The following is a 24,824-nucleotide window of genomic DNA, read 5'->3' as shown; positions in this document are numbered from 1 at the left end:
AAACCTGTAAATACGGCTTAATCCGAAACTGTCAAGCTATTCTCGTAGCATACGGTACGTAAAAAAAGATAAAATTACTTCGGCACAACTACGCTATCAATCACATGAACCCAGCCATTTGAAGCCCTGACCGAGCCTACAATTTTTGCATCACCGATGTATGTTACACCATCTTTTACACTAAAAGTTGCATTTGTTCCATCAACCATACCCATTGTTTGACCATCTTGAAAGAAATCAGCCGCCAGAGCCGATGTCATTACGTGATGTTCGAGAATGGCTTTCAGTTTATCTTTGTTTTCAGGTTTCAGTAAATCTTCAACCGTTCCTTTTGGTAATTTTTCAAAGGCGGCGTTGGTTGGAGCAAATACCGTAAATGGCCCTGCGTTTGAAAGAGCATCAACCAAACCAGCAACCTGTACGGCCGTTACGAGCATAGTATGGTCTTTTGAGCCAACAGCAACTTTTACCACGTCTTTTTGTGAATCATTGTCTTCAACCCCCGATTGTCCTGCATTGGCGATGGCGGGAGCTTCGGTAGTAGTTGAGGTTTGTTGTTCGGTGTTTGATTGGCAAGCAAGCGTTGTTGCCACGATAATTAGTGAGTAGAATACATTTTTCATTTGAGTAAATTTTAATTATAAATCCTTTTTATTAAAAATTCTAAATGCTAATCCAATAGGGAAAATTATCCATAAAAGAATGAGTAAAATGGCAATAGTAAAACCAAGGTTTGAACTGAAAAATTGTTGAAAGATTGCTCCTGTTACACCCAAAAGTGCCGAAATATCAAGTTTCATTAAGACTAAAATTCGAGCTAAATCTGATGGATTAAGTGCTGTTAAAAATAGCGTCGCTTTTTCGAGTGGATAATCGCTGAATGAGAGCAATGCTGTAAGTACAAATCCATCATAAACAATGGTAAAATAGAACCAAATGCCCAAAGAAATGCCGACTCCTTTGGCTTTATCTTTGGTAATTGCCGACGCTAAAAACGCTAAGGAAACAAAAACCATTGTAAGCAACAAGCCGCATAAAACTAAAATAAGTCCACTTACTGAGCCTTCAAAAATATAGGTTGGGAGTCCAACGCCAATCAGGAAAGCCAATGAAAGCGAAATACTAACTCCCCAATACTGGCTAAAAAAAATAGTTTTTCTGCCAATTGGCTGTGCAGAAAGTAATTCCAGAAACTCGTAAGAATTATAAAATTGAATAGTTGTAAAGATGATACTTACTAAAGGCACAACCATCAAAATGATGTTTAATAAGCTCAAAAGTCCTTTATTTGGGTCAGCTTCAAAGCCGAAAAAGGCAAGACTAATGAGCAAGAGCAGAACGGTATAACTTATCACGAAGCGATTTCGGATAATATCATAGACTACGTATTTAATGACTTTATTCATGACTTTTAATGATTTTCTTTGTTAGAATAATTCCTGCAATCGTAAATAAAAAACCCATAAAACTGATTCCGTTAAGTAAACCACCCAATTTTCGGAGTTCATATTGCTGAAATACATCGCCGTAAACTCTTAGAAATAAACTAATATGCAAAGCCAATAACCAAATATACATAAACGGGTGAAAAGGCGTGATTCTGATTTGAAGCAAACTCGGAAAAATAATGGGGGCATGAGCCAAAATCATGGTCAGTACAAAACCCACAAAAAATGAATGTAAAAGTGCATCATAGATATACGGATTATCGGTTTTCAAAAGCCCTAATCCTCCTGAAATTATCAACCAAGCATACGCACTCAGCAATGCCACACCAAGAAACTTAAAATGTCCGTATTTTTTGATATTAATGAGGGCAATATCATTACGGATAAGCCATTGGGCAATTCCCCACAAACTAATGCTAACCACAACCGCCAAGCCAAAATGATAAAGAAAAGAGCTTACCAAAATCAAACCAAGCCAAATGTAAAGCTCAATGACTGACTTTTTTGAAACAGGTAAAAACCTTGTCAGATTAAGCCTTTCGCCCACAATCGTAAATATCAAATAGAGCATCCAAGAGGCAAACGACATCGGATATGAATGTGTAATGATGAAGACTGTAAACGCAATCACTTGAAACGCAGCCCCGATAATCATCAAAACATCGCCTCGGAGTTTATAGGTTTGGTAGTTTTGAAAAGAAATAAAGCAATATCCTAAACTACCAATAAGTAAGACTCCAAATGCTACTAAATTTTGCAGAAAAATGATAAAAAATAAGCTCGAAACCATCAAAATTGGCACTAACCATGTCCAACGAGTTTTCAAAACAGCTACCCTCTCTACACTTATCAATGTGCCTAAAAACGAGCCTATCATCAGAATACCGTGTTGTGGAATTGGAAGCCTCGAACTCACAGGAAATGCCCACCCGATGCGAATAAAGCCAACATACAAGCCAAGTAACATCGAAATAAGAGCTAAGGGTAATATGATAAAAATGAGGTTTTTCACGCTAATTCAAGTGTTTTTAAATGAATTTTATTTTTTTTTCATCAAAAGAGCAATGATTTTATTGAGTTTAGTTTCTCCGATTTCGTTTTTAAGGCTCTCTAATTCTTTGAAAAACTGAATTTGTCCATCTTGAATATAAAGAATGTGACTAGCCAATTCTTCCAAATCAGAAAGGATGTGCGAAGTTATAATGATGAGTTTTCCTTTTCGGCTTTCATTCAATATCTTCTCTTTTAGTATCTCGCTTGCCAGAGGGTCCAAACCTGCGGTGGGTTCGTCCAAAATCAAAATTTGTGGGTCAAACAGAAACGCCAATGCGGCACTAACTTTTTGTTTTGTTCCACCCGAAAGTATTCCGAGTGGTTTCTCATATATATCTTTTAGAGCAAATGTTTCAATAATTTCTTCGTCTAATTTTTCGTTGTGATTTTTCCCTAATCGAATATCAATCATCATTTCAAAAAGCTGACGGATTCTTAGATTTGGTGGATAATGCCCAATTTGTGGCATATAACCGATTTTCGAGCGGTAAGTAAAATCTTGTTTGGTATCTTGGGCATCGACATAAATTTTGCCACTATCTGGTATAACCATTCCCAACAAACTCTTAATTAGCGTTGTTTTTCCCGAACCATTCGGCCCAACAATTGCGACCGATTGCCCATTTTCAAAGTAAACATTGATATTTTGTAAGACATTTAGTTTACCAAACGATTTATTTATGTTGTCAAAAAGTATCATGTTCCAAAGAATAAGTGAATGATTGAATGAGCGAATAATTTTTTAGGCACCTATGGGTAAATCCACCTTGATTGGGTCTAATTTGATGGGTTTCATCAATGGTTTATCGTCTTTTAAGTTTTCGGGTGTAAGGCTTGGAATAATCTTTTCGATTTTGTCGAGTAGCGTTGCTGTAAAACTTCTAAGCAACATCATCACTTGCGGAACTCGTTCAATAAGTGTTGAAAACAAACTGACTGGTCTATACGAAATATCGCCCACGCCATCTCGGTTAAGGTCGTAACCATCATATCTATCCCAATAATTTTGAGTTAAATCGTTATAAACCGAGTTTCCATTAGTGGCAACATCAAAAGTATTTGCTAAGAAATTATTGGTTTTAATGCTATTGTCATCGCAATTGGCTTGGATTCTCATAGCAATACCGTTTTGCGAAAATTCATTTTGTAGAAAAGTAGTTCGACTACAACCTTCCATATAAATCCCGACCGTGTTCGATTGAAATTGATTGTGTTCGATATGACTATCGGCAATATCTTTTAGTAAAATTCCATAAGCAGCACCGCCCCAATTATCTCTAAAAATATTGTTTTTCATTGTTACGTATTTAGTGTACATCACAGCCACACCCGCACCATTTTTTACAAATTGATTGAACTCATAAGTATCATTGTGCGAAAACATGAAGTGTAAACCATAACGAATGTTTTGTGTAGTATAATTTCGGAGAACTTTAGAATTGGTAACAAACTCAAAATAAATTCCATCACGATGCCCTTGCACGTAATTATTGGCAATCAAGATGCTATCACATTTCCAAGCATGAATGCCATTTCCAGTAGTTTGCTCATCTTTTGGCTGTCCAATCACCTGATTATTAAGCACTTTAGTTTTGGTACAAGCTGACAGATACACCCCAAAATAACAGTTTCGGAAGCGATTGTTTTCGATGATTACATTTTCAGATTCTAATATTTTCACACCAGCCCAATCTATCGAACTCGTCTCGCCAACGTTCTGAAATTCAATTCCTCTTACCTGTGTTCCCGAGGCTTTGATAGTCAGAATTTCACCTTTGAATTGGACATCTAATACTGGAAAACCCTTGCCAATGAGTATCAAAGGTTTATTTATTTCGATGTTTTTGATTTTGTAAATACCTTTCAAAATCAAAATACTATCGCCAGCCGACGCCTGTTTAATACTCTGATAAAGCGACTTTACGGTATTTACTCGCCAAGTTTTGGCAAAAAGCACATTAGTAGCGAAAAAAAATAGGATAGTCAAGTTTCTCATTTTGTCTTATTTATTAAACTTTTCAAGCACTTCTTTCCATGACAAAATCTTGATAGTTGCATCTTTGTTACTTTCAGCTTCAACTGCTTTTATTTCTGAAAAAGCCGCTAAATCGCCTCTCATGGGGCTTGTAAAGGCTTCACCACTCAAAAAAGTAACTTTATGTACATCAATGAATTTTTTAGGATTCTTGAAATCATTCACCACTATAAAACCATAGTCAGCATCCGATGTTTGGCTTGCTTTTAGGTATTTTACCATGCAACTCACATCATCAAACTTAAAAACTTTGCCTTTGCTCGTAACTAACTCGCAGGCATATTCTTTCTCCATGATAGTCATTTTGCATAAGTTGCAATTATCTTTTCCATAATTAATTGGCTCAGTTTGGCTTGAACAGCTCGTCATGAATGCCAATAAAATTCCTACAATAGCAAATATCCTTTTCATAACTATTTATTGTATTTTGATTCGTAGAAAATAACTCCGATAGTAATCACGCCCAGTAAGACGAATAACCATCCACCAGCAGCTGGAATAGAATAAGCTCCAAAATTGAGTAGTTCTTTATAGCCGATTAATGGTGGTTGATACGACATTCCAGGGACTTTTATAGCAGCATCTGGACTCAGATTATGACCATACTCGTAGCCCCAACTCCAAAAATCATACATGGCGGCAATTCCGCCGATAATGAGGCTTCCAAGAAAAGCAAACAATACTTTTCGACTTTTCAAAAAGGCTGTCAGTAAACCCAAAACGATATAAAACCCAACGAAATAGGGCAAAACCTTAAACTCTGGAAACATTTCTTCTTTGATGTGAGCCATTCCGATATAGTGATTCAAGCCATTAATGATTTCAACTTGTCCTGAAAGTTTTGTAAGCCAAATTTGCATCGAAAGCCCTTCTGGATATTGTGGTGCCCACAAATCAATTCGCCAAAGTGGCGTGAAGTACGTAATAATCAAGCTAAGCGAACCCACTGCCAATAATGCTTGTGATATTTTTTTAAGAGGTTTCATATCTTTTGTATTCAAACCTATGAGGTCTTCAATACCTCATAGGTTTTAGTTATTTGATTATTTCTTCGCCACTTTTTTCTCTGCCTCTGCTACTGGATTTTTTCCAGTACTCCAAGTCAGTGGCACATCGCTACCTGCTGGCGATACCCGTACATAACCTTGCATTTCTTGGTGAAGAGCTGAACAGAAGTCAGTACAATACATTGGTGTTACGCCCACTTTGGTTGGTGTCCACTTTAAGGTTTGGGTTTCTCCTGGCATAATCAGCAATTCAGCATTAGAAGCTCCTCTGACTGCAAATCCGTGTGGTACGTCCCAGTCTTGTTCAAGGTTTGTTACGTGGAAATAAACCACATCTCCCATTTTCACGCCTTCAATATTATCAGGTGTAAAGTGCGAACGTATCGAAGTCATATAAACGTGTACTTCGTTTCCTTTTCTAACTACCTTCGATTCTTTCTCTCCTTTTGCTACATAAGGGTGGGCATTTTCTTCGATTTTATAAATTTTTGTCGAATTTTTCTCAATTAAACTTGCAGGTATTGACTCTGCATAGTGAGGCTCTCCAATGGTTGGGAAATCAAGTAAAAGTTTCATTTTATCTCCCGAAATGTCATAAAGCTGAGCCGACTGTGCTAATTCAGGCCCCGTTGGTAAATAGCGGTCTTTCGTAATCTTATTGTAAGCTACTACATATTTACCCCAAGGTTTGGCAGTTGGCCCACCTGGAATACTCAAATGTCCTACAGAATAATAGGTTGGTACACGGTCAATTACTTCTAATTTTTCGATGTTCCAGCGAACCAATTCAGAAGAAACAAAGAACGATGTAATGGCATTTCCTTTACCATCAAACTCGGTGTGAAGTGGTCCAAGACCTGGCTTTTTCACTTCGCCATGAAGTACTGCATCATATTTTAAAATTGGAATTCCATCGAAATCTCCATCGAATGTTTTTGTGGCAATGGCTTTTTGCATTTTATCAAATGAGAAAACAGGGATAACCGCAGCCAATTTACCTGAACCTACAATGTACTGACCAGTCGGGTCAACATCGCAACCATGCGGAGATTTTGGGCAAGGCATGAAATACAACATATCTGGACATTCTTTTGGGTCGAGAGTCATGATTTCATTCATTATTGTTGAAGTCGCCGAGTGTGTTTTTTCATCATACACATTATGTGCATACTTTGCAGACTCCTTTTTTCCTTTTCCTTGTGCCAAATATTGTTCTGCTTTTTTCCAGTTTACAGCCAAGATTAAGTCTTTGTCTTTTTGTGAAGCATTCACTTCTAATAGTGAGTTAGCTTGTTCAGTATTATAAGTTGAAAAAAAGAACCAATCAGCCGATTTTCCTTTACCAGCACGAGCCAAGTCGAAACTTACACCTGGGGTTTTCAACTGGAATTTAATGCCCATTCTACCTGTATTCTTATCAATACTCACAAAACTTATATACCCTTTAAAGTTTTTCTTAAATGAACTAATCGGTACATCGGCTTTATCATCTGGCGGAACCGAAAAACGTGTTCCTGCCACAGCGTATTCTGTATTTGATGTAATGAAAGGTGAAGAGTGATTTCCTCCAGAGTTTGGCAATTCTATGATTTCTTCAGTACGGAAAGATTTCAAACTAACACGTGCAATACGTGGCGTATTGTTTCCATTGATAAATGCCCAACGACCATCATGCTCCGAATTTGTTGTAGAAAGAGCAACGTGGTGAGAGTCGTCCCAAGGCACAAAACCGTGCGAAGTATTAAGCATTGGTTTGGTTTCTTCACTATATCCATAGCCACTCTCAGCAAATTGAGAAAAAACTGGAATTATCTTGAATGTCCGTCCCGATGGTAAACCGACAACCGAAAGTTGTCCATTAAAGCCTCCCGAAACAATGTTATAAAATTCATCGTGCGTGCCAGGAGCTACATATACTTTTTGTGCAGCATCGCCCGCCAGTTCTGAGCCGCCTGAACCACCTTTATTGCTTGGTTTACAAGCAATCTGAGAAAAAACCATTGTGGCAACGGCAATTCCTCCAATAAAATGTTTTGTTTTCATTTGAGTTTTGAGTAATTATTGAAGTTTTGAAAGTTGAAATTGTTAATTCCCTCAACTTTCATTAAAAGAGATAATTATTTTTCTCCGTCGTTTTTACGCATGAATTCTAAAATTCCACGGGCTTCTTGTTCACTGATGTTCTGATTTGGCATCCTGACCAAACATTCTTCCAAGAGTTTTTGGGCTTCGGCATCTTCGGCAAGCATCATGTCCACGTTTGTAATCATGTTCAAAATCCATGTAGGTTTGCGTTTTTTAGTTACGCCAGCCCAACCTGGGCCAACTAAACGTTCTTCGGTAAGTTTGTGGCAAGCACCGCATTTTACGTCATATATTTCTTGTCCTTTTTTTACCAGTGTTTGGTCTAAAGGTGTCGAAAGAGCCACTTCTTTCATTTCTGTTCCGTGGACTTCGGGTTGTTTTTCAAGCACCGAATCATCGGTTTTAGGGCTTTCTGCCCGTTGGTTTGCACTACCGCATCCCCAAATCATAAGAGCCGAAAAGACGATAGTTAAAAAAGATGTCTTCATTTGGTAAGTAATTTTAGAGTGATTAATATTAAAAGAGTTAAATATCTTTTATGTCGCAAATGTATTAGACCCCCACTGATAAACATCTGATAATAGTAAGGATTGAATATGATAAAAATCATAAATAAAGATATTTAGGTCTTTTTATCTTTGTGAAAAAATTAATCGAAAAACAACAGATGGAAAATAGATTTGATAACTTAACCGTTGGCGAAATAGTAGCCAACAAACCACAAGCGGCCGATGTATTTATTAAGCTAAATGTAGATTTTTGTTGTGGCGGACGTAAAAACTTTGCAGAAGTTTGCGAAAAACAAGGTAAAGACCCACAAGAGGTTTGGAACGAAATAGAAGCATTGACTCAAAAAAGCAGCCCTTCGCTTGATTTCAAGAGCTTTGAAGTTGATTTTCTGATTGACTATGTAAACAATGTACATCATACATATCTATATAAGAATTTACCAGAAATAAAGTTTTTTGTGGAGAAAGTTTCGACCAAACATGGCGAAAAGTATCTATATTTGAATGAATTATCGGCACTCTACCTCGATTTGGAGCAGGATTTGCTTTCGCATCTTCCGAAAGAAGAAAACATTATTTTTCCGTATGGAAAAGCATTGCAATATGCCATGAAGGCACAGCAACAGCCAGATGCTCCATTTTTTGGTACGGTGGCAAATCCGATTGGGGTTATGCACCACGAACACGAGCGTGCTGGCGAAATTTTATTTCGTATCAGAGAAATTACAAATAATTATACACCTCCTGTTGATGCTTGTAATTCGCACTTAGTGATGCTTTCAAAACTCGCCGAATTGGATGCTGACTTGATTCAACACATTCATATCGAAAATAATATCTTGTTTCCAAAAATTGAGGCTCTCGAAGCCTCATTTGAAGAACAAGTCGTAAATTAAATAAAAGAATGATTTCAAAAACCTGTGGCTACGGCATCAGAGGAGTAGTTTTGCTGGCTGTAAAAAGTGATGAACACCGAAAAATTGGCATTCATGAAATATCGGAAGAATTAGATATTCCGCAGCATTTTATGGGGAAAATCATGCAAGATTTAGTCAGAAAAGGCATCATTTATTCGATAAAAGGGCCAAACGGAGGTTTTTATGTAAAAGAAGAAACCCTCGAAATCCCTCTTATTAAAATTGTGGAAGCCATTGATGGGCTTGGGGTTTTGAAAAAATGCTTTATGGGAAGAGAGGAATGTTCGGAGGAAAATCCTTGCCCGCTTCATCATGAATTTGCTGGTTGTAGAAACGAAATATTTAAGACTTTCAGAGAAAAGACGGTCGGCGATTTAATGGAAGATGTAGCTGAAGGTGTATCATTCTTGAAAATATAATTAATCTTTGCGAAAATGAAAATCAAAAATCAAATAGGACTTCTTTCGTTGCTTGCTCTACTGATGGGCCGAGTAATGATAGTGCCTGTGATTTTTCTTGATTATGAGCTTCGCAAAGATTATATTATTCAGAATTATTGTGTAAATAAAAACCGTCCAGAACTAAACTGTGATGGCAAATGCTATTTGGCAAAACAAATAAAAGCCGCTGAGCAACAAGAACAACAACAAAAAGGATTAGAATTTAATAAATTTTTATTTGGGGTTGAATTTATTGAAACCCCTCAAGGACTTATAGTTTTTCATTTGAGTAAAACTAAATGCTGCACAAACTTCGAGTACCGTGACTCTTTTTCTCAGAAACATCCTTCTTCGGTGTTTCATCCACCCTCAAGCGTTGCGTAATTTCTTTTCAATTCAGAAAATTACTTTTTAAAGCATTTTTATTGCTTTAGCTGGCATCTTATTGTCTTATTTATTGCATTTCAAGAAAATTCCACTTACCGAATAGGTTGTTCCGACACCCTACTCATACACTCGTTTTCAATCATGAAAAATATATTTACTTTGATAATACTTTTATTATCAGTCGGTTATTCGTTTGCCCAAAAAATTGTAAAAGGAAAAATCTTTGATTCTCAAAACAAAGAGGCCATCATTGGTGCAACCGTAAAAGTTGCAGAATCTACCATCGGTACAACTACTGATATTAACGGAAATTTTGAATTAAAAACCAATAATAAAACACTTATAATCAGCACAATTGGCTATCAAACCCAAAGAGTTGAAGTTTCTGAAAATACACCTATTTCGGTTTCATTAGAGCCTTCGGTAGAAGATTTGCAGACGGTTGTAGTAACGGGAAATCGAGAAGCAAGTCTTCGTACCGAAACACCGATTGCAATCTCGAAACTTTCATCAAAACTCATCAACGAAACCAAAGCCACCTCGGTCTATGAGGCCATCAATAAAACACCTGGGGTTTTGATGGTAAACCTCAATAATGAGCAACACTCTATGTCGATTCGCCAGCCGATGACCACTAATGCGTATTATTTATACATGGAAGATGGAGTTCCGATTCGTCCAATGGGCGTTTTTAATCATAATTCATTGCTCGAAATGAATCAGTTTACTATTAGCTCGGTGGAAGTTGTAAAAGGACCAGTTTCGTCAATTTATGGACCTGAAGCTGTGGGCGGAGCTATTAATTTTATATCGCAAAGACCAACCGCAGTACCAACGGCTCGTGTAGGTGTGCAAGCAGACCAATGGGGATACCGTCGTGTGCAATATGGTGCAGGAGCAATGATTGGAAAGTTTGAAATTTATTTGGGTGGCTTAGTTGGTGAACAAAAAAACGCTTGGATGACAAGCTCTGATTATACTAAAAATGCTCAATATGCTCGTATGGAGTATCATTTTACGCCAAAAACACGTCTGATTTATACTTTGTCGTATGCCAATTATGATTCCCAAACCAGCGGTAGTGTAGATAGCGTGGCGTTTTATAATCGTCAGTATATTAGTACAACGGGTTTTACTTATCGTAAGGCTTATTCGGTGCGTACACGTCTGACACTCGAAAAAGACTGGGCGAATGGTTCGCAATCGTTCGCAACGATTTTTGCTCGTGATAATAAACACGGACAAAATCCAAGTTATCAGATTCGCTGGACAACCGGTGCAGCCACCGCAACAGGGCAAATTAATTCAAATGATTTTCGGAGTTTGGGGCTTATTGCTCAACATTCGCAACGTTTCAAATTCTTAAATTCAAAAGCAACCGTAGGAACAACACTTGATTTCTCACCGAACGATTATTGGGCTTATCAGATAGATTTGGCGGCACAATTACGTGCCGATAAAAAATCGGTTGAGAAATATTCTATCACAAAAGAGCGTCCAGATATTAAACTGGCAGATTATAACGCCAATATACATAATTCGGCAGTGTATGTACAATATGATTTCGAACCTTTCAAAAGCCTCAGAATTTCGGCAGGTTTGAGATACGATAAAATGGCTTTTGATTACGTAAACAACTTAGATATTGACAAAAAAACAGGTGAAGCCATTGGAGGTAAAACAGCTTACGCTAAGACCACCCCAAAACTGGGTTTGACTTATGATTTAGGCAAAAACAAAGGGATTTATGCCAATTTCTCTAATGGATTTGCCCCTTCGGCACTTACAGCAGTATTCCGTAAACGCACAGTTGCGGCAGCTAATGGCGATTTATTTTATTATAATCTTGTTCCAGCAACATTCATTAATCGTGAAGTGGGTGGTTGGGCTTCATTGCTCAAAAACAAAATTTATGTAGATGCCACCGTGTATCAGATGGATGGTAAAAACGAGCTTTTGAGTATTCGTCAGCCTGACAATTCTTATGATTATCAAGCAGCGGGAAAAACGCTTCACCGTGGAATTGAATACGGATTGACTTTTAAACCAAGTAAAGAGTTTTTCTTTCGTTATGGCGGAGCATACGCCATTCACCGATTTGTAGAGTTTGAATTAAGTCAGAAATCGAGCGATGTACTGAAAAATGTCAATGGAAAAGATATGCCTTCTGCACCAAAATGGATGTGGAATACAGAATTGAGCTATTATCCCAAATGGGCAAAAAATCTTCGTACCTCGGTCGAATGGCAACACGTAGGCCAGTGGTTTCAAAATCAGACAAATACTATTACTTATGGAGGATACAATCTTATAAATCTTCGAGCAGGGTATGAGTTTAAGGGTATTGAGGTCTATACAAATATCATGAATTTGGCTGATGCACTTTATGCTACCAACGTAACGCGTGGAAACTTAGCCACCGACCGAACCACATTTACACCTGCTGCACCACGCACATTTGTGATGGGTTTACAGTATAGTATATCGGGTAAAAAATAATTTTTCAGACATAAACGAGGTGAAATTGATACGTTTACCTCGTTTAAAATATCATGTATTATGAAAATCCTACTTATCATTTTATTGTTCTTTTTTCCACCAAAACAGAACGCCATTAAGCAATTTACGATTTCTGACATCAGTAAGGTTGCAGCAACACCTTTCTGGACAAAAGATAACAAAAACAACCCTGTTTTGTGTTGGACTGAGAAAGATTCATTGAGCAGAATTGCGTTTTATTATTCGATTTCGAGCAATGAAGGGAAAACTTTTGGAGAAAAAAAACGAATCCCGATTTCAACAGAAGCTTCGGCTCATGCAGAAGGAATGCCGAAATTGGCATTTAAGGCTGATGGAACAATGATTGCATCATACGAAAAGCGACGCCCAACCAAAGACCAACCTCGTGCCAGCGATTTTCTATATATTGTTTCAAATGATAACGGAAAATCGTGGTCGGCAGAGAATTATTTCCATAAAGATATTAACGCAGGAATTGGACATTCATTTGGCGATATTTCGAGGCTTGCTAATGGAGAAATTGGTGCCGTTTGGCTCGATGCTTCAATCAAGGAAGGAGGGCGAAATGTAAAATTTTGTCAGACTACAAAAGGAAATGGATTCGGAGAAGAAATTTTGGTTGATTCGAGTGCTTGTCAGTGTTGTCGAACTGATGTTTTTTCAGGTAAAAATGGCAATATATATTTGGTTTATCGAGATATTCATTTGGGAAGTATGAGAGATATAAGCCAAATGGTTTCGGCTGATGGTGGAAAGACTTTTAAGAAACCAACACGTGTTTTTGCTGATAATTGGCAGTTGAAAGGTTGCCCACATACAGGACCAACGCTGGCAGAAACCTCGAAAGGGCTTTACATGACATGGTTTACGGGTGCTGAGGAAAAAGTTGGTATCAAAATATGTAAAGTGGGTACTGGTAAAGTGATTGCTGCTCAAATAAATAGTAAGGTACGTTTTCCGCATTTGGTAGCCGTTGGCGAAAATTTGGCTTGGGTTTGGGCTGAAAATTATGAAAAAAAAGGCACGGGTTTTACTAAAATTGGCTTACAGATTATTTATCCAAATGGAAATACAAAAACACAATATTTTGGTACAGATGAGGCTTTTTGTAATTATCCAAATGTGATTAATACGCCCGAAAATAATCTCCTTTTGGCTTATGAACACCAAATTGGTGAAGAAAAAAAGCAAATAAAATACCAATTGATTCTGATGAATGAGCTGTAAAAGACTAACAATATTCATCAAAGAAGGCTTTTTGTGCTAAATTCTCTCTTATTATTAAAGCAAAAAGCCTTCTCAAATCAATTAAACCCTAAAACTCTCTCTCTACAAATTCGCTCGAAGGCAGGTTCGTTTTTTTATCACTTTTAGTAAAAGAAAATATTTAATGAGCGTACTTTTAAAATTTAATTAATTTCTTGGACAAAATTATAGCAATAAAGCTGCAAAAAATAAAATGCTAAGTTTAAGTTAATTTACAACTTTGTGGCATTTTTATGATAAATCTATCATGCTTCTTAAAAACGTACTTTCATTAAAGTTCAGTGTCCATACGAGTTTGAATAATAATGGCCGAAAAAATAGTAAGAAATCCGATGAAAGTAATTGCAATTGGAAGCCCAAAAATATCAGCGATTATTCCCGAAATGATTGCACCGAAAGCATAACCTAAATCTCGCCAAAGTCGAAATGTTCCAATACTTTCGGCTCTTTGGTATGGGTTAGTTACTTGGGCAATGGTTGATAAAAAAGTAGGATAAACCATAGCAGTTCCGATTCCGAGTGAAGCCGACAAAAGTGCTAAAAGATAAAATTTTTTCACAAAAATCAATAAAACAATGGCAATCCCCTGAAAAAACATTCCCCAAAAAAGTATTTTTTTCTTAGAGTAAACATCCGATAATTTACCCGTGAATAACTGCCCAATGCCCCAAACACTTGGATAAATGGCGGTGATTATTCCGATATTTTGGATGCTAAGTTTTAGTTGCAACAATAAAATCGGTAAAAGTCCCCAAATCATACCATCGTTTAGATTATTAACAAGCCCTGCTTGTGTAATCGAACTGAGGTTTTTATCTATAAAAGTAGTTGTCAAAAAGATATTTTTAGTTTTACTAATCACCGAGTTTTGGGCTTCTTTTACCGCAAACTTATTGGTGTCTTTTACCCAAATGATGGTCAATAAAAGTCCTAAAATCGAAATAGCGATTCCAATATAAAAAGGATAAGGGCGAACGCCATATTTTTCGGCAATTAAGCTCGTAAGAAATGCCACAATTCCAACCGCCAAATAACCCGCAAATTCGTTAATTCCCATTGCCAAGCCTCGCTGTTTTTCGCCAGCTAAATCCATTTTCATTACGACTGTGCTACTCCAAGTCAAGCCTTGACTTAGACCTAAAAGGATATTTGCGAAAATTATCCACGACCAATTTTCGGCATAAATTATGAGAATTGGAATCGGCAAAGCCAAAATCCAACCAATAATTAAAAGTTTTTTCCGTCCGATTTTATTAGCTAATCGTCCAGTAAAATAGTTTGCAATTGCTTTAGTAATACCAAATGTAACAATAAAAGAAAGAATGGCAGATTTGGAAGATAAGCCAAATTCGGTTTCTGCTAATTGTGGAATAACGGAACGCTCCAAGCCCACCATTCCACCAACGAAGGCATTTACGATAACCAATAAACTAAACTGTTCCCAATTTTCTTTGAGTCCTAATTTTGTTTCCATGAGAGTTTTTTATGAAATAGCACATCTGTTAGCTCCTGCTTCTAAGTCTATGGGGTTAATGTCGCTAAAATTGCCTTGAAGATTTTTCTCAACAATTGAAAGGTAATTGGCTGGCGTTGCAGGAATTCGACCAATAATAGTTTCAATGAAATCTTCTTCATTCAATTGCAAGAGAGAAATTAATTTTAGCTTTTCTAAGGTGCTATGAATCAGAAGATTATCAAACGCAATAGGTTGGCTTGTATGAGCTGGCAGTATAATTATCTCATTATTTAGGCGCAATAATTTTTGAAGTGATTGGTACAAAAGCTTTGCTTTTACTTTCATCCCTTCGGTATCTGCCTTCAAGTCAGGTCTTCCAACACCATTTGTAAATAAGGTATCACCAGTTAGTAACACTTTATTATCAATGTTAAAACTCATACTTTCCAATGTATGCCCTGATGTTGAAATGGCTGATACTGAAATGTTTCCGAGTTTGAAAACAGTATCATTTTCGATAGCTTGATACTCGAATCGTAGATTATTATTAGGGGGTAAAAATAAGGCTGCGTTATTTTTCTCCGCTAATTCCATCGACCTTGAAAGATGGTCAGCGTGTGTATGGGTTTCTATTACAAATTTTAAAACAGCCTCATTGGCTAAAAGATATTGCTCATATACGTCTGTATCTAATGAAGCATCTACAACAATAGCTTCTTTATTAGCAATTATCATATATGACAAACAGCCTTTGCCTGTTCGACGAAATTGTACGACATCAAAATTTGGGAAATTAATGGTGGCTGTATTCCAAGCCAAACTCCAGGCTTTCAAGCCTCCTTCCAATGAATACGTGTTATAACCTTGCATTTGTAGCATTTTAGCAGCAACTAAACTCATTTTGCCACCACCACAGTAAGCAACTACGGGTACACTTTTATCAAGAAATAAGCCACTGAAAGCCTCAAAATTATTGTTTTTTAAATCATTATAAGCATTAAAATGAATGCTGTTGGGAATATGCCATTCGGCTCTTTCGGCGATGGGACGTATATCGAGGACTGAAACAGGCTGTCCAATTTCTAACCAATTACGTAAGGTACTGGCATTAAGTATTTTGATTTCTTCCATTTTGCATATATTTTATGCAAAGGTAGAAACCTCATTTTTAGTAAAATTTAACATAAGATAAATAATCAGCGTATGCCTCTGATGCGGCTAAGACTCACTTGTGTGATGCCCAGATAGGATGCGATATATTTTAAAGGTACTCTTTGAAGTACATTTGGGCTTTCTTTCAATAAGGCATTGTAGCGTTCTTCGGCAGAGTGAAACTGAATACTTTCCACTCTATTGACGGTATCAACATAGGCGGCTTCAAAAATTTTTCTGAACAAGCGTTCTATTTCAGGAAATTTATCGTAGAGTTCAAAAAGTTTCGGGGAATTAATGCCAATAAGTTCCGAGTCTTCTATCATTTGAATGGCTTTTCGAGACGGTTTGCCTGTGAATAAACTTTCAACACGGGCAATAATCGCATTTTCAAAAGCAAAACATTCAGTTATTTCAATTTCATCTTTATAATAATAAATGCGAGCCACGCCTTTTTTCATGAAATAAATTGTGCGACAAGTATGCCCAATTGATTGTAAATCTTGATTTTTCTTGATTTTTATGGGTTTTGAAATTTCAGTAATAGCCATGATGGCTTCGTCTGGAAGCGGATTGAATTGTTTGAAATATTTGATTAGTTGGTTCAAAATTGCTTTTTTTCAATTCAAGACTCATCTTTAATAATAATTATCAGAGTTCTTTAAAAATTTGCTTAATATTCGACAAAAGAAGCAAATTTACAAACACATGAAAGCACTCTAAGACTCAATAAGGTTATTTAGTTTATAAAAGAAAAAATCTTCTTAGATTAATGAAAGCCTAAAACTCTTTCTCTCCAAATTCACTCGAAGGCAGTTTCGCTTTTTTATCATTTTTATTGAAATTATATGATAAATTCAGTAAAAATATATTTCGTTCTTGAATATAGTTAGTGGTTGTAGAAAAGTTTGAGCCAAAAGTTGTAATTCGTTGCTCGTTTACTTTCATATTGCCTAAAGCAGCATTTTGCCATTGAGCTGTAAGCGTTAGTTTACTATCAAGGAATGATTTTTTTACAGAGAAATTTGGCTGATAAAACCTCGAATCTTCGCCCTGTGCTGTATTTCTTGCTGAAAGATAGGATAGATTGAACTGTGTGCTGAGTGTTGGAGTAATCTGATAACTAATGTTTGAATTAATTGAATAAATCCAACCACTACTATTGATTGCTACGGAATTATCAAATAATGTACCTTTAATTTTCAAAGTATAAATGTTTCCACCCACAAAAATTTTTAACTTTTTAATTGGTGATAGAGTAAGACCAAGCTCCGAACCCAACAAACGAGCTTTGCCTGCATTAGTGTAAATTCGATTCAATATAGTATCATTGTAAACGCTGTTTACTCGATTTACAATGTCGGTTATTTGCTGGCGATATAAGTTCAAGTATAACGAGGCCTTCTTGAAATCCTTAGTTATACCTGCTTCATAAAGTCCAATAAATTCAGGACGAATATTTGGGTCGCCTTGTTCGAGGGTTTCGCTATGTTCTCGCTCAGGATATGGGTTCAGCTCGTTATTAGTTGAGCGTTGCACTCTTCGACTGTATGCCAATTTTACTCGAAAATCTTTTTTGAAACTATATAAAATATTGGCTGATGGAAATAGATTCGAAAGTTCCAGAATGGCAGAATTTTTATTTCTATTTGCAATAAATGCTCTGAAAGCATTTTCGTATCTTAAACCTGATGAAAATTCTATTTTTTTATAAACCCCTGCATATTGAGCATATAAGCCATGAATACGATTAACAACTTCAATTTTGGATGAAAATGCTGGATTAAATGCTAATGGTGTATAATTTCCTGCTTTTTCGTAATATTCAAAAACTCCGATTTGGTCTTGGCTACGGAATTGATACCCTGCTGAAAGTTTTCCTATGCCGATTGTTTTTTCATAATCAATTTTCAGACGGAGTGCTTTTAAGGGATTTGTGCCAGTATTGAGCGTATATTGAAGTGTATCAGCATAATTAGTGGCATTTAGGTTGCGATTTTTGGTATACCCATCAATCAAGGCATTTTCGTAAAGGCTTGAAAAAGTCAGACTTGAGGCATCTTTAAACCGATGGGTATAATCCAAATTATAGACTTTAAATGAACCCGATTTTAGCACTAAATTGCTATTAAAATAGGTATTTCTGCCAACAATAGTTTTGGTTAAAAGGTCAGTTTTTGTATTATTATAAAGAATATCAGCCGTACGATATTGGTCTCTTGCACCGAGATACGCACCTGCCGAAATTTCATCATTTTTTGAAATGGAATAAATAACCGAACTTCTAAACCCGTAATTCTCACGTTTATAGCTACGTTCACCATCGCTTGGAAAGCTTGTAAAAAGATTATTAATAGTTGTGTTGACATCACCAACTCTACGCCCTGCAATATCGTTTTTCAAGTAATTCAAAGAAGTCGAAATATCCCATTTGTTTTTTTTTAAATTGGCTGAAATATCAGCACCGTAACGGTTTGGTTCGTTAGCATTGAAGTATTGTTTGATTCTGGGTAAACCAAATTGAAAATTAGAAGTCAGAGACCAACCATTGTTTGCTCCTTTTTTAGTAATAATATTGATAATTCCAGCTTTGCCATCTGCATCATATTTGGCAGAGGGTGCCGTAATCATTTCTATTTTTTCGATAGTATTCGCAGGAATTTGGGAAAGAATTGTGGCCGCATCTATCTGCGTAGGTTTGCCATTTACCAAAATTAAAAAGCCTTTCGAGCCACGCATCATGATTTCTCCTTCGGCATTAACCGTTATCGAAGGAATATTTTTTAGGACATCGGTGGCGGTTCCGCCTTTAGCTACTTCAAATTCTTCGGCTTTAAAAACTTGTTTTTCGAGCATAGCAACCACGTTAGGTTTTATTCCCGAAACCGTAACGGCCTCTAATAATTGACTCAACGGAGCGAGTGAAATCGAGCCAAGGTCCAGTTGAGAATTTATATTTTCGTAGCTAACTTCAAGGTATTTTGGTGTGTAACCAACATATTCAATCTTAATAACATATTTATCATCTTTTAAGCCCACAAACTGAAACGAACCTTTTTCATCAGCCATTTCGCCCATAATTAGACTATTGGTGTTTTTAGATTCTAATCGAATACTGGCAAAAGCCAGTGGTTCAGCGGTGAGAGAATCAATCAGTCTGCCTTTGATAAAGTTACCTTTTTGAGAAAAAGCAGTAAACCCAATTGGAATTACCAAAAGTAATATTAAGATTTTCTTAAACATTTAATTGCGGTTAAGTTATTTCTTTAAAGTGATTGATAATCATTGTTATATTGACAAAAATAGGTAAATAACTTTAGCCTTTGGAAAAAAATAACAGTTAGTTGTTTTGATAAACACATAGTTATTTCAATTTGCTTTTGTTTCGTTTACTATCAACAATAGTTACTGATAACTATTAGATAACATTAATAAATAAACTTGGTTAATTTGAGTTTAAAACTACTCAAATGATTGATAGTTATGCACTTTATCATAAGAATCCAAAACGCAGTAAAAAGTATTTTGGTTTGAATATTAACTTTTGAATAAATTACTTCAAAAAGCATAGTAATCTTATTTATAGACGACGAACCAAAACCCATTGGTGAATTTGAAGCACCCATCAAATTTGAGCTGGATTCCAGAAAATTGACCGATGGTGAGCATACATTGAAAATCGTCAAAGACCCAACGGGCAAAGAAGGTATCAAAATAGTGCCTTTTACGGTCAGAAATGGCCCAGCTATTACCCTCGAAGGACTCAACGACCGAGATGTAATTGACGGAGTTTTACCGATAATGATAAACGCCTACGGAAAAGGTAATCAGAAGCAATTTTTGATTGATGGTAGTGAAACACCCAAAACAATTCCGTCGTGGATTTGGGCGGGTTTGATTATCTTTTTTGGCTGGTCGGTGTTTTATATTCTTACTTCTTGATGCTTGTGTAACATCCATCACAGACTTTCAATCTTTAATATAGTTGCTTTGTATCAGTAATTTAGAACTACAAAAGCAATGAAAAATATTTGGCTAACATTTGTGCTGATTATCAGCGTTGTAGCTTACTCAGAAGCACAGCAAATCAAAAGATTGAATGTAAAAGAGTTTATAGAATTGATGGATAAAACACCCAATAAAACAATATTGGATGTGCGAACCAATGGCGAAGTAGCTCAAGGTGTACTGCCCCAAGCCACGCAAATCGACTATAACGGTGGGAATTTTGAGACTCAGCTTGAAAAATTAGATAAAAACAAACCAGTATTTATCTATTGTGCTGTGGGTGGCCGTAGCGGAAGTGCGTGTAGTATTCTATCGAAGAAAGGCTTCAAACAAGTCTATAATTTAGAAGGTGGCATCAATGCTTGGCGAGCTTCGGGTTTAACTACAACTGCTCTAAAACGTTAATCGCTACAATCATGGAAAAGTACATCGAAACCATTGTAGGTAGTTATACTGGATATTTTAATTACCTACTTTCTGAAATTTTAAACCCATCGTGGCACAATTATTTTTATTGGCTTTTGGGACTTTCGTTGGCCGTTTAGACGCTCGAAATTGTGTTTCCGTGGCGTAAAAATCAAGGAGCAATTCGCCACGATTTTTGGGTGGATGTGTTTTATATGTTCTTTAATTTTTTCTTGTTTTCGCTCATTGCCTATAATGCTATTTCAAATGTGGCGGTACAGGCTTTCAACGATTTCTTGGCACTTTTTGGCATAAAAAACTTGGTAGCCATCAATGTGGCAAGTTGGCCAGCGTGGTTGCAATTGCTGACTTTGTTTTTGGTGCGTGATTTTGTTCAATGGAATGTCCACCGTTTGCTGCACAAAGTGCCGTGGATGTGGGAAGTACACAAAGTGCATCACAGCATTGAAGAAATGGGTTTTGCGGGGCATCTTCGCTACCATTGGATGGAAATCGTCATTTATCGCATCTTAGAATACATTCCTTTGGCGATGATTGGCTTCGGCATTCAAGATTTTTTCATCGTTCATATTTTCACTTTGGCGGTCGGACACCTCAATCACGCAAACATTTATTTGCCTTTGGGGCCTTTGAAATACATTTTTAATAGTCCACAAATGCACCTTTGGCACCACGCCGAAGAGCTACCAAAAGAGCGAATGAATGGAGTAAATTTTGGCATCACACTTAGTATTTGGGATTATATTTTCGGACTAAATTATGTACCAAAAGAAGATGGAACAATCAAATTGGGTTTCGATGATATGGCCAAATTTCCCAAAACCTTTTGGTCGCAACTAACTTATTCTTTCTGGAAAAAATAAATAAACTTTAACGTATCAAAATTCAACGTAAAATTAGAACACAGATGACGCTGATTTTACAGATTTACACTGATTTTTAAATAAACTTCTGCTTTTATCAGTGAAAACCAGTCGAATCTGTGTCATCTGTGTTCAACTTTTGAAGGTTACACTAAACTTTTTAAACAAAAACTCAAATGAAAACGATAAAACTCGGAATTATGACACTCATTATGATATTTGGCGTGTCGATGGCGTATGCCTTAAATAGTAATTATTGTTGCGTGGAGGGCGAACCGTGTTCGTATGCCCCAAAAGCATGGCAACCAATGATGGAAATGCGTGCAGTGATGCAAAGTACTTTTCATCCAATGCTGGAGAATAACCTAAAACCAGCCCGTGAAAATGCCGCTTTGATGCTCGAAAAAGCAAAAGCCTTGGTGGCTGCCACCGACAGGCCAAAAAATTTGAAAGGTGATAAAAAAGATGCAGAATTTAAAGATATGTTGGCAAAAGCAGAAGTTTATGCCAATAAAGTTGCTCAAAATGCCACCGACGAAGAAATTAAAATCGCTCTTTCAGACTTACACGGTGCATTTGCGGGTTTAGTTCCTGAAAAAATGAAGGAAGAAATGCACAAAATGGACAAAGAGAAAGGAAAAACTTGTGAACATTAGAATAAGGTAGAATAAATATTTGGAGCAACAAGTCTTATCATTAGGCTTGTTGCTTTTTTATGCGTCGTTTTTAATGCCTACCTTTGGTTATAAAATTCGAGAAAAACGCAATGACTTTTTCAGAAACCACAAAAAAACGGCTGCCAATTATCTTGCTCACCACGCCACTCATCGGCTTAATGATTGCAACGCCTATTTTTTTATCGACAGGCACACCAATCGTTAATTTGCCTTGGGTTGCTCTAATGATTAGTTCATTTTCATTGGTTAGCTGGTTGCTCAACATTACATTTTTAAAGCACTTTCCTTTTCAATTACAATCTATCTTTTGGAAATGGTTGACGAGTACAATCATCATGGTTTTGCTGATTTCAATTATACAATCACACACCTTCAATTTGGTAACTTTCAATACAAAATATGTTTGGCTTATTCGCACGGTAAATATCACGGCGGTGAACACAATTATCTTCATCATCAATATTTTGATTGAAACCCGTGAAACAAAATTAAAGCTCGAAAACGAAAATAATCAACTGAAAATCAGTCAGTTAGAAGCACAGTTGGCCACATTAAAAAACCAAATAAATCCACATTTTTTGTTCAATGCTTTATCGTCATTGAAGTCATTAATGCGGAGAAACCCGCAAATGGCAGAAAACTATTTGATGAAATTATCGGATTTCTTACGAGTCAGTATTAGTCAAAACAAAGATTTGGTTTCACTCAAAGAAGAATTACAACTTTGCAATGATTACATAGATTTGCAAAAAATACGTTTCCAAGAAGGCTTGATTTATGAAACTGACATCCAGCCGAGTACATTAAATGGTAAAATTCCGTTTTTCGCCCTGCAAAGTTTGCTCGAAAACGCCCTCAAACATAATTCCTTAGATGCCGCTCATCCATTGAAGATTTGTATCGAAGCAAAAGATGAGAAAATTATGGTAAGTAATAATATTCAGGAAAAGTTTTCACTGGAAACCAATTCTCAAACGGGGCTGAACAACCTAAACGAACGCTTGAAAATCCATACTGGCGAACCCATGATTATTACGAAAGATGCACAGTTTTTCAAGGTTCAACTCAAACTCATCAAGCCATGAAAATTATAATTATTGAGGACGAAATATTTACGGCAGAAGATTTACGAGACGATTTACAAGCCATCAATCCAGCGATTGAAGTCTTGGCAATTTTGCCAACCGTTAAAGAATCTATTCAATATTTTAGCAAAAACCACGATTATGACCTAATTTTCTCAGATATTCAGTTGGGCGATGGACAATCTTTCGAGATTTTCAAACAAGTTTCGGTGGCTGCTCCCATCATTTTTTGTACGGCTTATAATCAATACGCACTCGAAGCCTTCAAAGCCAACGGCATTGATTATATTTTGAAACCTTTTGATAAAAACAGCATCGCCCAAGCACTCAATAAATATCAGATTTTAAAAGAAAAGCTACAAACGCCAGCCGTAAATTATGAGAATCTTTTGTCATTACTAAAACCACAAACCAACAGAGTTCAATCATTAATTGTGCATCAAGCCGACAAAATTATTCCACTGTCAGTACCAGAAATTGCTCTGCTTTATCTCAAAAACCAAGTCATTCATCTACATACTTTTGCGGGAAAAGAATACCATATTTACCAAACGCTCGACGAACTCGAACAAAAACTAAATCCACAGTTTTACCGAGTAAATCGCCAGTTTTTAGTCAACCGAAAGGCGATAAATGATGTTTCTCAGTATTTTGGTCGCAAATTATTGCTCAATTTATCATTCAATTTCTCCGAACAACTCACCATCAGCAAGGAAAAAGCAAGTCATTTTTTAGAGTGGCTCGCCGAAAATTAATTGATTGTCCGCTTCCAAGCTCATTTTGTCCGTTTCAACTACTTTTGGCTGTTTTCATCAGCCTCATTGGTATAGTTTTGTTTATCAAAATAAAAATTACTCCAATGAAAAACTCCATAAAAATCGTTTTCGGTCTTTTATTAATGACCTCCATTTTTGCCTGCAAAGATGAAGCTATTTCATCGCCAGCCTTGACAAATGAGGTAAAATTAGCACTCAACGAAGCTATTCAAGATGAATACAAAGCCATGCTTTTTTATCAAAAAACCATTGATAAATTCGGGCAGGTGACGCCCTACGTCAATATTGTGGATGCCGAAGTAAAACACCAACAATCATTGGCAAAACTATTTCAAAACTACGGACTTGAGGTGCCAATGAGCCAATGGAAAGATTCCGAAATTACAACTTTCAGCAGTGTACAAGCCAGTTGTGCTAACTGCTACCAAGCCGAAATCGACAATATCGCACTTTATGATAAATATTTGAGCCTCGATTTGCCCGATGATGTCAGAAAAGTTTTTGAAAATAACCGTGCAGCTTCATTGAACAAACACCTTCCTGCATTTACCAACTGTAAATAAGTTTTTAGAGAGATTGATTTTCAACCAATAAACAAAAATTATCATGAACGGTAAAAACAACATCGCAATTGGATTTCTTACTATGGGCTTTTTTATGGCTTACGGATTTTTGTTAATTTATTTACGTGATTTTGCACCCGACAAAGAGGCT

Annotated in this window: 24 protein-coding genes and 1 pseudogene; 12 read left to right on the top strand and 13 right to left on the bottom strand. The window is 36.5% G+C overall.

Translation table 11 applies throughout. The features are described from left to right. Positions 1-74 precede the first annotated feature (74 nt). The 9 genes from ACOVO2_RS25265 to ACOVO2_RS25225 form a co-directional block, all read right to left on the bottom strand. The gene (locus ACOVO2_RS25265) at positions 75-623 is read right to left on the bottom strand and encodes a fasciclin domain-containing protein (RefSeq protein WP_421772646.1); all 549 of its coding nucleotides are present in this window, start codon (positions 621-623) and stop codon (positions 75-77) included. Between the two features lie 15 nt (positions 624-638). Continuing rightward, positions 639-1,406 carry an ABC transporter permease subunit gene (locus ACOVO2_RS25260; protein ID WP_421772645.1) on the bottom strand — a complete coding sequence of 256 codons (768 nt, stop codon included), beginning with the start codon at positions 1,404-1,406 and terminating at the stop codon, positions 639-641. Next, on the bottom strand, positions 1,399-2,460 hold the full coding sequence (locus tag ACOVO2_RS25255; protein WP_421772644.1) for a hypothetical protein: 1,062 nt from the start codon (positions 2,458-2,460) through the stop codon (positions 1,399-1,401). Before ACOVO2_RS25255 ends, ACOVO2_RS25260 begins: the two co-directional genes overlap by 8 nt. A 27-nt stretch (positions 2,461-2,487) precedes the next feature. Further along, positions 2,488-3,201, bottom strand: a complete 714-nt coding sequence (locus ACOVO2_RS25250; RefSeq protein WP_421772643.1) for an ABC transporter ATP-binding protein — start codon at positions 3,199-3,201, stop codon at positions 2,488-2,490. Between the two features lie 42 nt (positions 3,202-3,243). Then, positions 3,244-4,497, bottom strand: a complete 1,254-nt coding sequence (gene nosD / locus ACOVO2_RS25245; protein ID WP_421772642.1) for a nitrous oxide reductase family maturation protein NosD — start codon at positions 4,495-4,497, stop codon at positions 3,244-3,246. Positions 4,498-4,503: 6 nt separating this feature from the next. Continuing rightward, positions 4,504-4,947 (bottom strand): nitrous oxide reductase accessory protein NosL, encoded by a 444-nt coding sequence (locus tag ACOVO2_RS25240; protein WP_421772641.1) that lies wholly within the window; start codon positions 4,945-4,947, stop codon positions 4,504-4,506. A gap of 2 nt (positions 4,948-4,949) precedes the next feature. Then, entirely contained in the window at positions 4,950-5,522 is a 573-nt protein-coding gene (locus ACOVO2_RS25235; RefSeq protein ID WP_421772640.1) for a hypothetical protein, read from the bottom strand. A 57-nt stretch (positions 5,523-5,579) separates the two neighbouring features. After that, positions 5,580-7,586, bottom strand: coding sequence for a Sec-dependent nitrous-oxide reductase (gene nosZ / locus ACOVO2_RS25230; protein WP_421772639.1), 2,007 nt, complete (start codon positions 7,584-7,586; stop codon positions 5,580-5,582). Between the two features lie 74 nt (positions 7,587-7,660). Next, positions 7,661-8,116 (bottom strand): c-type cytochrome, encoded by a 456-nt coding sequence (locus ACOVO2_RS25225; RefSeq protein ID WP_421772638.1) that lies wholly within the window; start codon positions 8,114-8,116, stop codon positions 7,661-7,663. Positions 8,117-8,295: 179 nt separating this feature from the next. Between ACOVO2_RS25225 and ric the strand changes: the two genes are divergently transcribed. The 5 genes from ric to ACOVO2_RS25200 all read left to right on the top strand — a co-directional run bounded on the left by ric (position 8,296) and on the right by ACOVO2_RS25200 (position 13,628). After that, a complete protein-coding gene (gene ric / locus ACOVO2_RS25220) occupies positions 8,296-9,033 on the top strand; it encodes an iron-sulfur cluster repair di-iron protein (protein WP_421772637.1) in 738 nt (245 codons plus the stop codon). A gap of 8 nt (positions 9,034-9,041) precedes the next feature. After that, positions 9,042-9,473, top strand: a complete 432-nt coding sequence (locus ACOVO2_RS25215) for an RrF2 family transcriptional regulator (RefSeq protein ID WP_421772636.1) — start codon at positions 9,042-9,044, stop codon at positions 9,471-9,473. 15 nt (positions 9,474-9,488) lie between these two features. Beyond that, complete coding sequence (locus ACOVO2_RS25210) at positions 9,489-9,878, top strand: hypothetical protein (protein WP_421772635.1); 390 nt, start codon at positions 9,489-9,491, stop codon at positions 9,876-9,878. A 144-nt stretch (positions 9,879-10,022) separates the two neighbouring features. Next, positions 10,023-12,380 carry a TonB-dependent receptor gene (locus tag ACOVO2_RS25205; protein ID WP_421772634.1) on the top strand — a complete coding sequence of 786 codons (2,358 nt, stop codon included), beginning with the start codon at positions 10,023-10,025 and terminating at the stop codon, positions 12,378-12,380. 60 nt (positions 12,381-12,440) lie between these two features. Then, a complete protein-coding gene (locus ACOVO2_RS25200; RefSeq protein ID WP_421772633.1) occupies positions 12,441-13,628 on the top strand; it encodes a sialidase family protein in 1,188 nt (395 codons plus the stop codon). Positions 13,629-13,938: 310 nt separating this feature from the next. Here ACOVO2_RS25200 and ACOVO2_RS25195 read toward each other — a convergent pair whose 3' ends face one another. The 4 genes from ACOVO2_RS25195 to ACOVO2_RS25180 form a co-directional block, all read right to left on the bottom strand. Beyond that, positions 13,939-15,141, bottom strand: a complete 1,203-nt coding sequence (locus ACOVO2_RS25195; RefSeq protein WP_421772632.1) for an MFS transporter — start codon at positions 15,139-15,141, stop codon at positions 13,939-13,941. A gap of 9 nt (positions 15,142-15,150) precedes the next feature. Then, complete coding sequence (locus ACOVO2_RS25190; RefSeq protein ID WP_421772631.1) at positions 15,151-16,254, bottom strand: MBL fold metallo-hydrolase; 1,104 nt, start codon at positions 16,252-16,254, stop codon at positions 15,151-15,153. Positions 16,255-16,319: 65 nt separating this feature from the next. Beyond that, positions 16,320-16,883 (bottom strand): Crp/Fnr family transcriptional regulator, encoded by a 564-nt coding sequence (locus ACOVO2_RS25185; protein ID WP_421772630.1) that lies wholly within the window; start codon positions 16,881-16,883, stop codon positions 16,320-16,322. A 172-nt stretch (positions 16,884-17,055) separates the two neighbouring features. After that, positions 17,056-19,518 carry a TonB-dependent receptor domain-containing protein gene (locus tag ACOVO2_RS25180; protein WP_421772629.1) on the bottom strand — a complete coding sequence of 821 codons (2,463 nt, stop codon included), beginning with the start codon at positions 19,516-19,518 and terminating at the stop codon, positions 17,056-17,058. A gap of 408 nt (positions 19,519-19,926) precedes the next feature. Here ACOVO2_RS25180 and ACOVO2_RS25175 point away from each other — a divergent pair, with 408 nt between their 5' ends. The 7 genes and pseudogenes from ACOVO2_RS25175 (at position 19,927) to ACOVO2_RS25145 (ending at position 24,673) form a co-directional block, all read left to right on the top strand. Beyond that, complete coding sequence (locus ACOVO2_RS25175; RefSeq protein ID WP_421772628.1) at positions 19,927-20,217, top strand: cytochrome C; 291 nt, start codon at positions 19,927-19,929, stop codon at positions 20,215-20,217. Positions 20,218-20,295: 78 nt separating this feature from the next. Continuing rightward, a complete protein-coding gene (locus ACOVO2_RS25170) occupies positions 20,296-20,688 on the top strand; it encodes a rhodanese-like domain-containing protein (protein ID WP_421772627.1) in 393 nt (130 codons plus the stop codon). Between the two features lie 11 nt (positions 20,689-20,699). Continuing rightward, positions 20,700-21,572 (top strand): annotated as a pseudogene (locus ACOVO2_RS25165) (sterol desaturase family protein). Positions 21,573-21,748: 176 nt separating this feature from the next. Then, entirely contained in the window at positions 21,749-22,228 is a 480-nt protein-coding gene (locus tag ACOVO2_RS25160) for a hypothetical protein (RefSeq protein ID WP_421772626.1), read from the top strand. A gap of 110 nt (positions 22,229-22,338) precedes the next feature. After that, positions 22,339-23,334 carry a sensor histidine kinase gene (locus tag ACOVO2_RS25155; RefSeq protein WP_421772625.1) on the top strand — a complete coding sequence of 332 codons (996 nt, stop codon included), beginning with the start codon at positions 22,339-22,341 and terminating at the stop codon, positions 23,332-23,334. Continuing rightward, positions 23,331-24,089 carry a LytR/AlgR family response regulator transcription factor gene (locus ACOVO2_RS25150; RefSeq protein ID WP_421772624.1) on the top strand — a complete coding sequence of 253 codons (759 nt, stop codon included), beginning with the start codon at positions 23,331-23,333 and terminating at the stop codon, positions 24,087-24,089. Before ACOVO2_RS25155 ends, ACOVO2_RS25150 begins: the two co-directional genes overlap by 4 nt. 104 nt (positions 24,090-24,193) lie before the next feature. Further along, positions 24,194-24,673: a ferritin-like domain-containing protein gene (locus ACOVO2_RS25145; protein WP_421772623.1), complete on the top strand. Its 480-nt coding sequence runs from the start codon at positions 24,194-24,196 to the stop codon at positions 24,671-24,673. Positions 24,674-24,824: the final 151 nt, after the last annotated feature.

Origin of the sequence: Emticicia sp. (assembly GCF_049241225.1) — a bacterium.
Classification (GTDB): domain Bacteria; phylum Bacteroidota; class Bacteroidia; order Cytophagales; family Spirosomataceae; genus Emticicia.
This window is presented reverse-complemented; position numbering and strand designations above follow the sequence as displayed.